General features: G+C 60.6%; 12 protein-coding genes. 6 read left to right on the top strand and 6 right to left on the bottom strand.

Annotated features, from left to right (window positions below; all coding sequences use genetic code 11):
- Nucleotides 1-50 precede the first annotated feature (50 nt).
- The gene (locus J3P89_RS28035) at nt 51-1,013 is read left to right on the top strand and encodes a LysR family transcriptional regulator (protein ID WP_336072855.1); all 963 of its coding nucleotides are present in this window, start codon (nt 51-53) and stop codon (nt 1,011-1,013) included.
- Here J3P89_RS28035 and J3P89_RS28040 read toward each other — a convergent pair.
- The 3 genes from J3P89_RS28040 to J3P89_RS28050 all read right to left on the bottom strand — a co-directional run bounded on the left by J3P89_RS28040 (nt 955) and on the right by J3P89_RS28050 (nt 5,228).
- Nucleotides 955-1,164 carry a PA3496 family putative envelope integrity protein gene (locus tag J3P89_RS28040; protein ID WP_305497700.1) on the bottom strand — a complete coding sequence of 70 codons (210 nt, stop codon included), beginning with the start codon at nt 1,162-1,164 and terminating at the stop codon, nt 955-957. The genes J3P89_RS28035 and J3P89_RS28040 overlap by 59 nt on opposite strands.
- Nucleotides 1,165-1,302: 138 nt before the next feature.
- A complete protein-coding gene (gene hexR, locus J3P89_RS28045; protein WP_003187110.1) occupies nt 1,303-2,169 on the bottom strand; it encodes a transcriptional regulator HexR in 867 nt (288 codons plus the stop codon).
- A 182-nt stretch (nt 2,170-2,351) separates the two neighbouring features.
- Entirely contained in the window at nt 2,352-5,228 is a 2,877-nt protein-coding gene (locus tag J3P89_RS28050) for a putative bifunctional diguanylate cyclase/phosphodiesterase (RefSeq protein WP_434696308.1), read from the bottom strand.
- Between the two features lie 261 nt (nt 5,229-5,489).
- Between J3P89_RS28050 and uvrD the strand changes: the two genes are divergently transcribed.
- The 3 genes from uvrD to J3P89_RS28065 all read left to right on the top strand — a co-directional run bounded on the left by uvrD (nt 5,490) and on the right by J3P89_RS28065 (nt 9,376).
- Nucleotides 5,490-7,670, top strand: a complete 2,181-nt coding sequence (gene uvrD, locus J3P89_RS28055; protein WP_434654433.1) for a DNA helicase II — start codon at nt 5,490-5,492, stop codon at nt 7,668-7,670.
- A gap of 284 nt (nt 7,671-7,954) precedes the next feature.
- Entirely contained in the window at nt 7,955-8,830 is an 876-nt protein-coding gene (locus J3P89_RS28060) for a Tim44 domain-containing protein (protein ID WP_434570624.1), read from the top strand.
- A 138-nt stretch (nt 8,831-8,968) separates the two neighbouring features.
- On the top strand, nt 8,969-9,376 hold the full coding sequence (locus tag J3P89_RS28065; RefSeq protein ID WP_003187120.1) for an SMI1/KNR4 family protein: 408 nt from the start codon (nt 8,969-8,971) through the stop codon (nt 9,374-9,376).
- Nucleotides 9,377-9,397: 21 nt separating this feature from the next.
- Here the strand turns inward: J3P89_RS28065 and J3P89_RS28070 are convergent, their stop codons facing one another.
- Nucleotides 9,398-11,161 carry a cation:proton antiporter gene (locus J3P89_RS28070; RefSeq protein ID WP_434696309.1) on the bottom strand — a complete coding sequence of 588 codons (1,764 nt, stop codon included), beginning with the start codon at nt 11,159-11,161 and terminating at the stop codon, nt 9,398-9,400.
- A 268-nt stretch (nt 11,162-11,429) separates the two neighbouring features.
- Here J3P89_RS28070 and J3P89_RS28075 point away from each other — a divergent pair, with 268 nt between their 5' ends.
- The gene (locus tag J3P89_RS28075) at nt 11,430-11,915 is read left to right on the top strand and encodes an acyl-CoA thioesterase (protein WP_305497705.1); all 486 of its coding nucleotides are present in this window, start codon (nt 11,430-11,432) and stop codon (nt 11,913-11,915) included.
- Nucleotides 11,916-12,167: 252 nt separating this feature from the next.
- Here J3P89_RS28075 and pdxY read toward each other — a convergent pair whose 3' ends face one another.
- Complete coding sequence (gene pdxY, locus J3P89_RS28080) at nt 12,168-13,040, bottom strand: pyridoxal kinase PdxY (RefSeq protein WP_434570629.1); 873 nt, start codon at nt 13,038-13,040, stop codon at nt 12,168-12,170.
- Between the two features lie 119 nt (nt 13,041-13,159).
- Between pdxY and J3P89_RS28085 the strand changes: the two genes are divergently transcribed.
- Nucleotides 13,160-13,582: a DUF3301 domain-containing protein gene (locus J3P89_RS28085; protein ID WP_434570630.1), complete on the top strand. Its 423-nt coding sequence runs from the start codon at nt 13,160-13,162 to the stop codon at nt 13,580-13,582.
- A gap of 12 nt (nt 13,583-13,594) precedes the next feature.
- Here the strand turns inward: J3P89_RS28085 and J3P89_RS28090 are convergent, their stop codons facing one another.
- Nucleotides 13,595-14,575 (bottom strand): CobW family GTP-binding protein, encoded by a 981-nt coding sequence (locus J3P89_RS28090; RefSeq protein WP_434696310.1) that lies wholly within the window; start codon nt 14,573-14,575, stop codon nt 13,595-13,597.
- Between the last annotated feature and the right edge of the window lie 8 nt (nt 14,576-14,583).

Raw genomic sequence — 14,583 nt, forward strand, 5'->3', positions numbered from 1 at the left:
AGCAAAGACTTATAGTCGTCTTGCCCGCCCCCGCCCCGAGAGCCAGATATATGCGTAAGTCATTGATGCGTATGACGTTGCGTCAATTGCAGATTTTCAATGAGGTGTGCGACCTGAGGTCATACAGCCGCGCGGCTGATGAAATGTCTCTCACACAACCGGCCGTTAGCCTACAGATTCGATCCCTTGAAGAGCTGATTGGCCAGCCGCTGTTTGAGTACGTCGGAAAAAAACTCTACATGACCGAAGCGGCCGAAGCCCTGCAACGCGCCAGTCGAGATATCTTCGGGCGGCTGGAGAACCTCGACATGCAGCTTTCGGACATGCAGGGTTCGCTGCAGGGGCAATTGAAGCTGGCGGTAGAATCCAGTGCCAAGTATTTCGTCCCGCATCTGTTCGCCGCGTTCAAGCGTCAACATCCCGAGGTCAATCTGAACCTCACCGTGGTCAATCGCGGCCAGGTGATCCGGCGCCTTTCAGACAACCGTGACGATCTGGTGATCATGTCGATGGTGCCTCAGGACATGGGCCTGGAATTCCTGCCATTTCTCAACAACCCGATCGTTGCCGTGGCGCCACCCGACCATCCGCTTTGCCACATTGGCCCGCTGCGCCTGCAGGACCTGGAACCTTATACGCTGCTGTTGCGCGAGCCCGGTTCGGGCACGCGGCTGGCGTGCGAGGAGTATTTCAAGGAGAAGCGGGTGCATTTCACCCAGACGCTGGAAGTGGCGTCGGCGGAGGCCCAGCGCGAGTGCGTGGTGGCCGGGCTGGGCGTGGCACTGTTGACGCGCCACGCCGTAAGCCGCGAGCTAAGCTCCGGCGCACTCATCGAGTTGCCGGTTGAGGAGCTGCCGCTGTACCGCAGCTGGTGCCTGGTGCAGGCCAGGGCTAAGCGCTTGTCACCGGTGGCTCATGCCTTCCTGGCATTCGTGCGCGGCGAGCGCGCCCAGATTATCGGCCTGGTTGAGCGTTTCGACGGGAAGCCGCCGGCGCTGCCTGCCAGTAATTGAACTCTACGGCGTCAGGAAATTCGCTGATTTCTGCCAGAAGCTGCCGTTGTTCATAGCGATCTTCGATCGCGCGGCGGAACGCCATGCGGCGTTGGTCTTCCTGTTGGCGACGGGTTTTGGCGGCGCTGCGGTCTTCGTAGGACTGGGTCATGTCGAGACTCCCAAGACGTATACGGGAGTTTCAAGATGACGGCGCGCGATGACGATTTGGCGGCGCGAGCGTTACAGAACGATGAATTCGCAGGGGCGCTCCCCTGCTACAGAAACCCCTCAACCCCGGGAACAGCGCTCAGTCATCCAGCGCCTTCACCGACTTGGGCGACAACCGCAAGCTGCGAAGGCTGCGCTTCACACTCTTGAGGTGATTGACCAGGCTCGGGCCGCGCGCCATGGCGACGCCCATGGCCAACACATCGATAACCACCAGATGCGCGATGCGCGAGGTCAATGGCGTGTAGATTTCCGTGTCTTCATGCACGTCGATCGCCAGGTTCACCGTCGACAATTCAGCCAATGGCGTCTGGCTCGGGCACAAGGTGATCAGCGAGGCACCGCTTTCACGTACCAGGTTCGCAGTGATCAACAAGTCCTTGGAGCGACCCGACTGGGAAATACAGATCGCCACGTCGGTAGGCTTCAACGTCACCGCCGACATTGCTTGCATGTGTGGATCGGAATAGGCCGCCGCCGTGAGCAGCAGACGGAAGAACTTGTGCTGGGCATCGGCCGCGACCGCGCCAGAAGCACCAAAACCATAGAACTCGACACGTTGGGCCTGGGACATGGCCGTAACCGCTTTCTGCAGCGCCACCGGATCGAGCTTCTCGCGAACTTCCATCAGGGTGTGCAGGGTCGTGTCGAAGATTTTCAAGCTGTAATCGGCGACCGAATCGTCTTCATGAATCGCGAATTGGCCAAAACTTGCACCCGCCGCCAGGCTCTGCGCCAATTTGAGTTTCAGGTCCTGGAAACCCGAACAACCAATCGCGCGGCAAAAACGCACGATGGTCGGCTCGCTGATGCCGACGCTATGGGCCAGATCGGCCATGGAACTGTGCATCACTGCCGCAGGATCAAGCAGTACATGATCGGCGACCTTCAGTTCCGACTTGCGTAGCAGATGGCGCGACTGGGCGATGTGTTGCAACAGGTTCAAAGGACTGGACTCTTGTTATGGGGCGGGTGCCGGGATGTAGCAAGCTTGTAGTTATACTACAGGAATTGGCTTTCTGCCCGCCCAATACGTAACTGAGTTGGCCTTGTTCCCCCTTGTTTTGGCGGGGGACGCTTCGTGTAGCCGTTACGAAGGCTAGCCATCGCAGGACCTCGGGCCCTTTGCTACAAAGCAGGCTTATTCTGCTCGAGCATCAGGCGGGCCAGGCCTTCGGCTCCCACCGGTCGGCTGATGAGATAGCCTTGAACCTCGTCGCATTGCTCGTTTTTCAGGAAATCCAGCTGCTCCTGCCGCTCGACACCTTCGGCCACTACCTTGAGCGACAGCCCATGAGCCATGGCGATGATTGCCCGGGTGATGGCTGCGTCCTCCCCTCCCTCCGCCAGGCCACGAACAAATGCCTGGTCGATCTTCACGTAATCCACCGGAATACGCTTGAGATAGCTCAGCGAAGAATAGCCGGTGCCAAAGTCATCGATCGCCAGCTTGACCCCAAGATCACGCAGTTGCTGGAACGTAGCGATGATGTGCTCGACGCTGTCGAGCAACTGGCTCTCGGTCAGCTCCAGCTCCAGGTATTGCGGGGCCAGGCCGGTCTCCTCCAACACTTGGCGTACAAGACTGACCAGTTTGCCCTGGCGCAACTGATGCACCGAGAGATTGACTGACACCCTGATAGGCGCAAGCCCCTGGCGCTGCCATTCGCACGCCTGCCAGCAGGCCTGGCGGAGCACGAATTCGCCAATGGGTCCGATCAGCCCGGTCTCCTCGGCCAAGCCGATGAAGTCAGCGGGTGGAATCTGGCCCATGGTCGGATGGTCCCAGCGCACTAGCGCCTCGGCTGCGTTCAGGCGGCCGGTCGCCAGGCACAGTTTGGGCTGGTAGAAAACGCTCAATTGCTGTTCCTCAAGCGCCTTGCGCAACTGGTTCTCCAACTGCAGACGTTCCAGCGTGCTGGCCTGAAGGCTGTCGGTATAAAACTGGAAGCTATTGCCGCCCAGGTGCTTGGCGTGTTGCATCGCCATGTTCGCCTGGCTGACCAGCGTGGAGATTTCCCGAGCGTTGTCGGGCAACAGGCTGATGCCGATCGAAGCGCTGACCACCAGCTCATGTCCCTCGATCGTCAGCGGCAGCCGCAGCTTGGCTGATAGCCGGGTCGCTACCCTCGCCAGGCTGGAAAGGTTGCCATAGGCGTCGAACAACACGGCGAACTCGTCTCCGGACAGCCGGGCAATGGTGTCGGCTTCCGGCAACGCATTGATCAGGCGGCGAGCCATTTTCTGCAGCAACTGATCGGCGATGTCGTGGCCGAGGCTGTCGTTGAGCAACTTGAAGCGATCAAGGTTGATGTGCAGCAGTGCCAGGCTGCGCCGCCCGCCCTGGCGAACCCGTTGATGGGCCTCGTGCAGGCGCTCGCGGAACAGCGAACGGTTGGCCAATCCGGTCAGCTCGTCGTAATGAGTGAGGTAGCGCATCCGCTCCTCGGATTCGCGGCGGGCCGAGAGATCGGCGAAGAAGCCCACTACATGGCTGACCTTTCCTCGCAGATCACGCACCACATTCAACTGCAACCACTGCGGGTAGAGTTCACCGTTGGCCCGCGCTTCCACCAGCTCGCCTTGCCAGGTGCCATGCTGCTTGAGGGCCTGGCGAATGATCGGATAGTGCCGGCGTGCATCGCGACTGCAGGGCAGGTCGACCACGCTGCGCCCCAGCATGTCGGCGATATCGAAGCCGGTAACCCGCGCGAACGCCTGGTTGGCGGCCAGCAACGCGTAGTTGGGGTCGAAAATCACAATGCCTTCGCTGGCTGCTTCAAAGACCGTGGCCGCCAGTTGCCGCTGTTGTTCAAGCTCTTTGCTGGCACTGATGTCTCGCCGGGTGCCGACCATGCGCAACACCCGACCCGTGGCGCTGCGCTCCACTGCCCGGCCACGGTCTTCGATCCAGACCCAATGGCCGTCGCCATGACGGACGCGGTATTCGATCTGGTAATCCTCGCTGCGGCCCTTGAGATGCTCGACCAGGGCACGCTTGAGCGCCGGAAGATCCTGTGGATGCAGGCGCGGGGTGAGATGACTGAGCATGGCCGTTATGTACTCGGGTTCCAGGCCAAACAGCTCCTTGAGTTGGGTGTGATGGACTTCATCAGTCTGCAGGTTCCAGTCCCACAACCCCAGCTCACTGGCCTTGAGCGCCAGTGCCAGGCGTGCTTCGCTTTTACTCAGCGCCTGGCTGGCCGCCTCCAGTTCAAGGCTGCGCTGCGCGACCCGCGCCTCCAGGCCAACCTGCGCCGTACGCAGCAGGGCTTCGGCAGAACGGCGTTGTTCGACCTCCCGGGCCAATGCCTCGTTAAGCTGGGCGCCGCGGGCTTGTGCTTGCTGCAGATGCTCGATCAGTGCCTGGTTCTGGAACCGACGCAGCATGCCGTTCTGTATCAGCCGATTGACCTGCCAGGCCACCACACTCAGCGAAACCAGCACCACCAGCCCAAGCCAGCCCCAGCCACGCTGCTGCTCGTCGCCGCCCCAGAAAAGATAACCGATGGCCGGCAACAGGCAGGGCAAGGTAAAGGACAGGAACGCCGCAAGGCTCACGGCATAGGCGACACTCGCCGACAGCGTGGCCGCGCCGATCAGGCCGAATACCCAGGCCTGTTGCTGGAAGCTGTCCGCCGGGACCAGGGCGATACCGGCACCGGCCAACGTCAAGCCGGTCATGGCCGAGCCCAGCAGGAACATGCGCAACCAGATCGGGTGGGCCTGGCGGCTTGGTATCGCCGAATCGAACGCGGCCACCTGAATCACCCGCAACGCCACCAGCGACAGCAGCCAGACCAACCAGACGCTGACCAGGAAGTAGCGCGACGGCGTCCATAAGAGCGCCGCGCACACCAGCCCGTTGAGCAGCATGAACAGCGTGGGCAGCAGCGAACCCTGATATAACAGCCTGGTGCGTTCGACGGCCATTTCCGTGGCGTACTGCTTGCAGATGAGGCGCGGCTCCACGCAGGGCCCCGCCAGATCGGAACTGGAGGTCATAGGCGATGTTCTTGTTCTTATTCAGGGGCGCGTGCTGCACCCGAAACGAGCACCGAGCATACACAAGCCAAAGGCCATCCCACACTGCTCCTGCTCATAAAAACAGCGAAAAAGTCGCGATTCCATTGGGTAATAACCTTGGAAAGCGAGCCCCGCCCATGCTTGTAGCCGCTGACCAACCGGTCATCACCCAGGAGGCTTTTTATCGGCTGATGCAAAGCTCGGTTTGCCCGGGGTGACGCCGCACCCTAGAATGCCTCGATGCGCGATGATCTCTCCCTTCTGCTGAATTCCCTGAACGACGCCCAACGCCAGGCAGTTGCTGCCTCCGTCGGTCGTCAATTGGTCCTGGCCGGTGCCGGCTCCGGCAAGACCCGAGTGCTGGTGCACCGTATCGCCTGGTTGATCCAGGTCGAGAACGCCTCGCCCCATTCGATCCTGTCGGTGACCTTCACCAACAAGGCCGCTGCCGAGATGCGCCATCGCATCGAGCAGTTGATGGGCCTCAACCCGGCCGGCATGTGGGTCGGCACGTTCCACGGCCTGGCGCACCGCCTGTTGCGGGCCCATTGGCAGGAGGCCGGCCTGAGCCAGACCTTCCAGATCCTCGACAGCGATGACCAGCAGCGCCTGGTCAAGCGGGTCATCCGTGAACTGGGCCTGGACGAACAGCGCTGGCCCGCCCGTCAGGCCCAATGGTTCATCAACGGCCAGAAAGACGAAGGCTTGCGCCCGCAGCACATCCAGGCCAGTGGCGACCTGTTCCTGGCGACCATGCGCAGCATCTACGAAGCCTATGAAGCGGCATGCCAACGCGCCGGAGTCATCGACTTTTCCGAGCTGCTGCTGCGAGCCTTGGACCTGTGGCGCGACCACCCAGGCCTGCTGGCGCACTATCAGAAACGCTTCCGGCATGTACTGGTGGACGAATTCCAGGACACCAACGCTGTTCAGTACGCCTGGTTGCGCCTGCTGGCCAAGGGTGGCGACAGCCTGATGGTGGTAGGTGACGACGACCAGTCGATCTACGGCTGGCGCGGCGCCAAGATCGAAAACATTCATCAGTACTCGGCGGATTTCCCCGACGCCGAGGTCATCCGCCTGGAGCAGAACTACCGCTCCACCGCCGGTATCCTCAAGGCCGCCAACGCGTTGATCGCCAACAATACCGGGCGCCTGGGCAAGGAATTGTGGACCGACGGCGGCGAAGGCGAGGCGATCAATCTGTACGCCGCTTTCAATGAACACGATGAGGCCCGCTATGTAGTGGAAACCATCGAGAGCGCGTTGAAAACTGGCCTGGCTCGCAGCGATATCGCCATTCTCTATCGCTCCAACGCGCAATCGCGGGTGTTGGAAGAAGCGCTGCTGCGCGAACGGATCCCTTACCGAATCTATGGCGGCCAACGCTTCTTCGAGCGCGCGGAAATCAAGAACGCCATGGCCTACCTTCGCCTGATCGAAGGACGCGGCAACGACGCGGCCCTGGAGCGGGTGATCAACGTGCCGACCCGAGGCATCGGCGAGAAAACCGTCGAGGCGATTCGCGACCATGCGCGCCATAGCCACGTGTCAATGTGGGAAGCCATGCGCCAGCTGGTCGACAACAAAGGCGTTACCGGGCGCGCCGCCGGTGCGCTGAAAGCGTTCATCGACCTGATCGAAGACCTCGCCGCCAAATGCGCCGAGATGCCGCTGCACCTGATGACCCAGACCGTCATCGAGCAGTCCGGCCTGATCGCCTACCACGAGGCGGAAAAAGGCGAGAAAGGCCAGGCGCGAGTAGAAAACCTCGAGGAACTGGTCAGCGCCGCGCGCAACTTCGAAAACACCGAAGAAGACCAAGACCTGTCCCCGTTGTCGGCTTTCCTCGGTCATGCCTCCCTGGAAGCCGGCGATACCCAGGCCGACGAGCATGAAGACAGCATTCAACTGATGACGCTGCACAGCGCCAAGGGTCTGGAGTTTCCGTATGTGTTTCTGGTGGGTATGGAGGAAGGCCTGTTCCCCCACAAGATGAGCCTGGAGGAGCCGGGACGCCTCGAAGAGGAACGTCGCCTGGCCTACGTCGGCATCACCCGCGCGATGCAGAACCTGGTGCTGACCTACGCTGAAACCCGCCGCCTGTATGGCAGCGAGACCTACAACAAAGTGTCACGCTTCGTACGCGAAGTGCCGAAAGGTCTTATCCAGGAAGTACGCCTGTCCAACAGCGTCAGCCGACCGTTTGGCGGCAACCAGCAAGGCACCAGCAGCCTGTTTGGCGGTAGCGACATTCCGGAAACCGGCTTCAGCCTCGGCCAGGCTGTGCGGCATTCGGTGTTTGGCGACGGCGTGATCCTCAATTTCGAAGGCGCCGGTGCCCAGGCCCGGGTCCAGGTGAACTTCAGCGAAGGCAGCAAATGGCTGATGCTGGGGTATGCCAAGCTGGAAGCTATCTAAAAGAACCTGTGGGAGCGAGCTTGCTCGCGAAGGGGTTGGATCAGTTGACATTGATGTCACTGATACAGTGTCTTCGCGAGCAGGCTCGCTCCCACAGGGAACCACTCAGCATTCCGATAGAACTTGTCCCCCTTTCCTACAGCCCAAAGCGAACAGGCCTTCTTGCGCATCTGAAGCTGAACCTCAGCTGTCACGCAAAAGCCCGAAACACTCTGCCGCTAGCCAGCAACAGTTCACCTGTGCAACATGGCGCGCGTGCTATCCACAAATGGGAATGCCTTAATATGAAACGTTTTCTTAGCATCGCCATGGCGTTGTGCATCGGCCTGACGATGGCCATCGACGCCAATGCCGCCAAGCGTTTTGGCGGTGGTAAAAGTTCGGGCGCCGCCCCGACTCACCAGACCAGCCAGATGGCGCCGTCCTCTGCCGCCGGTTCAACCGCTGCCACCGCAGGCGCTGCCGGTGCGGCTGGCGCTGCCACCAAGGCCAGCGGTGCTTCGCGCTGGCTCGGCCCACTGGCCGGCATCGCCGCCGGTGGCCTGCTCGCCTCCATGTTCATGGGCGACGGCTTCCAGGGCATGCAGATCTTCGACATCCTGATCATGGCGGTCATCGCCTTCCTGGTCTTCCGCTTCATTGCCGCCCGTCGTCGCAAGCAGCAGGAGCAACTCGCTCCGGCCGGTCATGCGCCAATGCAACGTGAAGTGTTCAACCAGCAGCCTGCCAGCGGCTCGATCTTCGGTGGCTCAGCCGCTCCAGTGGCCGCCCGCCCGGTGATCAACGCACCCGCCTGGTTCAACGAACAACGTTTCATCGAAGCCGCTCGCAGCCACTTCATGTCCTTGCAGCAACATTGGGACTCGAACGAAATGGACAAGATCGCCGAGTTCGTAACCCCGCAATTGCTGGAGTTCCTCAAGCGTGAACGCGCCGAACTGGGCGACGGCTACCAGTCCACCTACATCGACAACCTGCAGGTGCAACTGGACGGCGTCGACGATCGTGCAGACAAGACCATCGCCACCCTGACCTTTGTCGGCGTGTCGAAGGACTCTCGCTTCGACCAGGGCGAAGCGTTCAGCGAAAGCTGGAACATGGAACGTGCCCAAGGCGAGAACCAGCCTTGGCTGGTTGCAGGTATCCGCCAGAACGGTTGACCCTTTGCACGTTTCGCATGTTGAAATAAAAACCCCGGCCTTGGCCGGGGTTTTCTATTTCACGGTTGCATCTATAGCGAGCTACTGTATAAACCGCCCCATATGAAACCGCGCCATTGAGAAAGAGGATCCCCGGACGTGGAAGAAATCATCGAACAACTGCGTGAAGCCAACGAACCTGTACCGGTTCCACTGGAGTTGCCTGACGAAGACTTGCTGGTAGAGATCGAGGAACAGCTGTTCATCGATATCCCGTTCGTCTTCAGGGAGTTTTTGCTGACTGTCAGCGACGTCGTCTATGGCAGCCTGGAACCGGTGACCGTTACCGACCCGCAGTCCCATACCTACTTGCCCGACGTGGCAGCCAATGCCTGGGATGCGGGTGTCGATCGCAGCCTGATCCCGATCTGCCAGGACGGCGACGATTATTATTGCGTCGAAGAAGACGGCACCGTGGTGCTGTGGCAGGCCGAGGAAGAGCTGATTGCCGAGGAAACCTGGGAATCGGTCTGGCACTGGGCACGGGATGTCTGGCTGGAAAGCTGACACGCCCATGCCTGGCGCCGGTCAATGCCCGGACGACTCCTTGTGATTGTCCAGCGTATCGAGCAAGGCCACCTGCATCCGCGTATGCAGGCGGACGAACCAGCGCCAGAGCAGCGCCGCCACCGCAGTCGCCACCACGGCAATCAATACCAGCAACTTGTTGGTCGGCAGGATACTGGCCGACAAGGCTGCCAGCAGCAGGAAAATCACCAGCAGCGACAGGATCGGGATCACTTCGGCGATGACCCGACGCACGCGCTGCGTGTGGCGGCCGGCCATCTCCGGCGTGACGCCCAGCTCCGCCAGCAGCATCGACAACGCCTTGAGCTTGCGGTACGCGGCGATCAGGAACGGTAGCGACAACAGCAGCGCCCCGCCCCAGATCAACGCTTTTTGCCAGCTCGGATCGCTGATCCAGGCTTGCAGGTAAACCGACATCCGCTCGGCGAAATAGCCGCCCGAAACAAAAATCGCGATGACCAATGCCAGGTTGATGCCGACCTGCAGCAGGATTCGCCTGATCATGGCGGCCACCAGGGCGCTCTCGCCCTGTGGCTGAATACTGCGCAACCATTCGCCATACATGCCCAGCACGCGCGCCAGCCGTTGCGGCATTGCCGAGGCCAGCCTGACTGACAGCGGATCCGCGGCCCGAATCAAGTAAGGCGTCAGCAGCGTGGTCAGTACCGACACAGCCACCGCCACCGGATAAAGAAAATCGCTAGTGACCTGCAAGGTCATGCCCAGCGAAGCGATGATGAACGAAAATTCGCCGATCTGTGAAAGTCCCATCCCGACTCGCAGGGAGGTGCGTCCGTCATTGCCAGCGATAAAGGCGCCAAGACCACAGGAGAGCATCTTGCCCAGCACGACTGCACAGGTGATCACGGCAATCGGCCAGGCGTATTGAAGCAAGATCGCCGGATCGAGCATGAGCCCGATCGCCACGAAAAATATCGCGCTGAACAAGTCTCGCACCGGCTCTACCAAGCGTTCGATTTTCAGCAACTGCCGGGACTCGGCCATGATCGCACCGATCAGGAATGCCCCCAGCACCATGCTGTATTCAAGCTTCACCACCAGCAGGCAGAAGCCGAAGCAAAGTCCCAACACCGTGATCAGCAGCATCTCGTTACTGTCGAATTTCGCCACGTACGCCAGCAATCTGGGCACCAGCAGGATACCAATGACCAACGCCACGATCATGAACAGCGATAACTTGCCGACCGTGGAGAACACCTCGCCGGAACTCACCGTGCCGCTGACGGCGATGCTCGAGAGCAGGGCGATGATGCCGATGCCGAGGATATCTTCGACGATGAGTACCCCAAAAATCAGCTGCGCAAAGCGCTCGTTTTTCATTTTCAGGTCATTGAGCGCCTTGACGATGATCGTGGTCGAGGAGATGGCCAGGATCGCGCCGAGAAACAGCGAGTCCATGGTATTCCAGTCGAACCAGCGGCCGATTTCATAGCCGATCCAGATCATCAGGACAATTTCGAGGAATGCTGCGATGAACGCCGTGGCGCCAACCTTGAACAGTTTGCGCAGGCTGAATTCCAGCCCAAGGCAGAACATGAGGAAGACCACCCCGAGCTCGGCCAGGGTCTTGATGGTTTCTTCGTCGTGGATGAAACCGAACGGTGGCGTATGCGGGCCGATGATGAAGCCGGCGACGATATAGCCCAGCACTACCGGTTGCTTGAAACGATGAAAGAGTACCGTCACCAGCCCCGCCACCAGCATGATGATCGCCAGGTCCTGAATGAAGCTGATGGCATGCATAGTGAGAGCTCCTTGTGTGAATTACCTCGACGCGGAGTCGGGCGGTTCCGGTCCTTTTGTAGGAAATGCCTAGTCTGACGGGCTTTTGCAGGTTAACACCGCGACTTCCTGCAAAAAGACGGTGCAATATATGGAAACAGATCCACCCAAGCGTGACGGCAAGCAACGGCGCAGCGTCCCGATATGGGTGGCTGGAAAACGAGTGGCCACACCCCAACGCCCGCAGAGGCGCCTCCCCGAAATTGCTGCCTTGAACCGTGAGAACGTTATGGAACCCGGAAACGCCCAGCTGTCGATGACGGTGTTGATGACCCCCGATATGGCCAACTTCTCTGGCAATGTCCATGGCGGCACCTTGCTCAAATACCTCGATGAAGTTGCCTATGCCTGCGCCAGCCGTTACGCCGGGCGCTACGTGGTGACGCTCTCGGTCGACCAGGTCATCTTTCGTGAGCCGATCCACGTCGGCGAGCTGGTGACGTTCCTGGCGTCGGTGAACTACACCGGCAACACGTCGATGGAAGTGGGCATCAAGGTCGTGACCGAGAATATTCGTGAACGCTCGGTGCGCCATACCAACAGCTGCTTTTTCACCATGGTTGCCGTGGATGACCAACGCAAACCTGCGCCCGTCCCGCCATTGCACCCGCAGAACAGTGAGGAGAAGCGCCGCTACGAACAAGCCCAGCAGCGTCGGCAGATCCGTCAGGAGCTGGAACGGCGTTATCAGGAAATCAAGGCGGACGGGCCGTAAAGGCCACCCGAAAACCAACTGTGGGAGCGAGCCTGCTCGCGATAGCGTCAGCCCAGGCAACCGAAATCCCGTGGCGAGGGAGCTTGCTCCCGCTGGCCTGCGTAGCAGGCCCTGGCACTCCTGCAGGCAGACCGCATCAGCCGGTTTCCTGACTGCTGCGCCCGAGACGTCGGACCGGCCGAGCGGGAGCAAGCTCCCTCGCCACAGGGGCACCAGACATCAATCTGGCTCGCTCCCCTCAGTTTGCATGCGTCAAAGGCTGATCGGCGTGGCCTCGAAGCGCACGCGCGGGTGGGCGATCCGATCCTGGGCACGGATCAGTTGCAGCTCGTAGCTGGCACACGCCTGGGTTTCCAGCAGCACTTCGTGTACCGCCGAAGCGGTGAATTCGAATGCTGCCACCAGGCTGTCGCCCAACAATATCCGCGCCAGGAACAACCCCGAGGTCAGGTCACCGACCCCCACCGGCTGACGGGGAAACGCCAGCAATGGACGACGCAAGTGCCAGCCCCCGTCAGCCGTGACCAGCAACATCTCGAAGCTGTCGTCGGGCTTGCCGGGGTAAGCCAGGTGTTTGACCAGCACCACCTTCGGTCCACGAGCCAACAGCCCACGTGCCATGGCCAGGCAATCGAACAATGATTGCGCCTTGCGCCCGGCAAAACTGTCCAGTTCCAATTGGTTCGGACACATGATGTCCGCCACGGCAGCGGCCTCTTCCAGCAGAAACTCGCTCACCTCGGGCGCCACGATGCAGCCCTTCTCCGGATGCCCCATGACCGGGTCACACAGATACAGCGCCTTGGGATTGCAAGCCTTGATCCGCGCCACGCCCGCCAGGATTGCTTGCCCCTGGGCAGCGCTGCCCAGATAACCGGACAGCACCGCGTCGCAATTGCCCAGCTCGCCAATGGCCGCGATCCCCTCTACCAGAAGTGGAATCTGAGCAGGCGCCAGCACTTCTCCGGCCCACTGCCCGTATTGGGTGTGATTGGAAAACTGCACGGTATTGAGCGGCCATACATTGACGCCGACCCGCTGCATTGGAAACACGGCAGCACTGTTGCCGGCGTGACCAAATATCACATGGGACTGGATGGCAAGCAGATGAGGCGTACGTTTCATGCAGGAAGCTTCCGTAAAACGAATGAAATTCAAGCGGCGCAGTATGCGACTAAACGCAGCCTGTACGACAGACCGGCGACGCAGTTAAGCTGACGGCAACTTGTTGGAGCACTTCGTTCATGCTGACCCTTGGAAACATTTTCGTGCTGATGCTGCTGGCTACCGGTGGCGCCTGGCTGTGGCACAACCACGGCTTGCGCGAACGGGCTCTGGCGAGGGTCATGCAACACTGCGCCAATCTCAAGATCGAGCTGCTGGATGGCAACGTGGCGCTGCGCAAGATCGGGTTTGTGAAAGACGGCAGCGGGCGACGGCGCCTGGCACGTGTCTATAACTTCGAATTCACAGTGACGGGCGAGACGCGTCATACCGGCACCATCACTCAATTCGGCGCCCACAGTGCACACATCGAACTGGCACCCTATCCGATGCCGTTCGAAGAAACCGCGCAGGCGCCCATCGAACCGGTCCAGACCCGGCCCCGGGCCGAGGTTATCGAGCTGAGCCAGTGGCGTCAGGAACATAATAAATGGAAGCCCTGAAACGAGGCTGACTCAAGGGTGGCGGCAGCTCGCCAGGCCCGCTTGAAGGATTCCCACGTCTTGGGGTTCGGCGAAGATCAGTTCGATTCGCGAATCCTGTCGCCATTCGCTCGCTTGCCACTCCAGCGGCCCTGCGTCCAACGCATTGGCGGAAACCCAACCGCCCTCGCTGTGGATAACCATCTTCGCGCGTTTCCAGTCTTTGCCGTGCAGCCATCGAGACAGCTGCCCGACGTCGAATCGTTGGTCCGGATGCCAGCGCCAACCGATACTCCAGCTTTCGCCCTGCTGCTGATGCAGGCAGATTGGCAACGTCGGGTCACTCCAGATGGCCGGCATCTGCCCCAGGCTCTTGGGCACATTCAAGTTATCCACAGCCAAGTTATCCGCAGCTCCGTCGCCGCGATTCGCCAGGCCGGGCAGCCGATCAATCGGCAACGCAGCCTGATGGGTCCAATACAGCGCAATCTCGGGCAATTGGGAAGTAACGCCCACGCGATCGGCGTCGGTAAGGTCTTCGGACTTGTTCAGCACCAGCAACCCGGCGTCAGCCAGGACCTGTCGTTGCGCATCGGGCAACGGCCTGCCGTTCGCCATTGCCTGGGCATCCAGGACCAGCACACAAGGCTGGATGGTCAGCACGCCAAGCCAGGGCGCTTCGTTCAGCTGTCGCAAGAGCTGCGCCGGATGACCCAGCCCGGAGGGTTCGATGAACAGACGGTGCGGCCGCGCCTTGCGCAATAAACGGCCAAGGCCGATCTGAAACGGCGCTCCATTGACGCAACACAAACAGCCCCCGGCCACTTCGCCCAATGCGATACCATCGGCGGCCTGGGTCAGCAGCGCGGCATCCAGGCCGATCTGGCCGAACTCGTTGATCAGCACGGCCCACCGCTCATCAGTCGGACGCTGAGCCAGCAATTGCCTGATCAGGCTGGTCTTGCCTGCTCCCAAAGGGCCGGCAATCACATGGGTGGGTATGTTCTGCAACATGATCGATA

Source organism: Pseudomonas sp. Z1-14 (genome assembly GCF_051132005.1).
Classification (GTDB): domain Bacteria; phylum Pseudomonadota; class Gammaproteobacteria; order Pseudomonadales; family Pseudomonadaceae; genus Aquipseudomonas.

Coding starts and splice junctions, on each gene's coding strand:
- J3P89_RS28035 (WP_336072855.1), top strand. CDS start 51: ATGCGTAAGTCATTGATGCGTATGACGTTGCGTCAATTGCAGATTTTC.
- J3P89_RS28040 (WP_305497700.1), bottom strand. CDS start 1,164: ATGACCCAGTCCTACGAAGACCGCAGCGCCGCCAAAACCCGTCGCCAA.
- J3P89_RS28050 (WP_434696308.1), bottom strand. CDS start 5,228: ATGACCTCCAGTTCCGATCTGGCGGGGCCCTGCGTGGAGCCGCGCCTC.
- uvrD (WP_434654433.1), top strand. CDS start 5,490: ATGCGCGATGATCTCTCCCTTCTGCTGAATTCCCTGAACGACGCCCAA.
- J3P89_RS28060 (WP_434570624.1), top strand. CDS start 7,955: ATGAAACGTTTTCTTAGCATCGCCATGGCGTTGTGCATCGGCCTGACG.
- J3P89_RS28070 (WP_434696309.1), bottom strand. CDS start 11,161: ATGCATGCCATCAGCTTCATTCAGGACCTGGCGATCATCATGCTGGTG.
- J3P89_RS28075 (WP_305497705.1), top strand. CDS start 11,430: ATGGAACCCGGAAACGCCCAGCTGTCGATGACGGTGTTGATGACCCCC.
- pdxY (WP_434570629.1), bottom strand. CDS start 13,040: ATGAAACGTACGCCTCATCTGCTTGCCATCCAGTCCCATGTGATATTT.
- J3P89_RS28085 (WP_434570630.1), top strand. CDS start 13,160: ATGCTGACCCTTGGAAACATTTTCGTGCTGATGCTGCTGGCTACCGGT.
- J3P89_RS28090 (WP_434696310.1), bottom strand. CDS start 14,575: ATGTTGCAGAACATACCCACCCATGTGATTGCCGGCCCTTTGGGAGCA.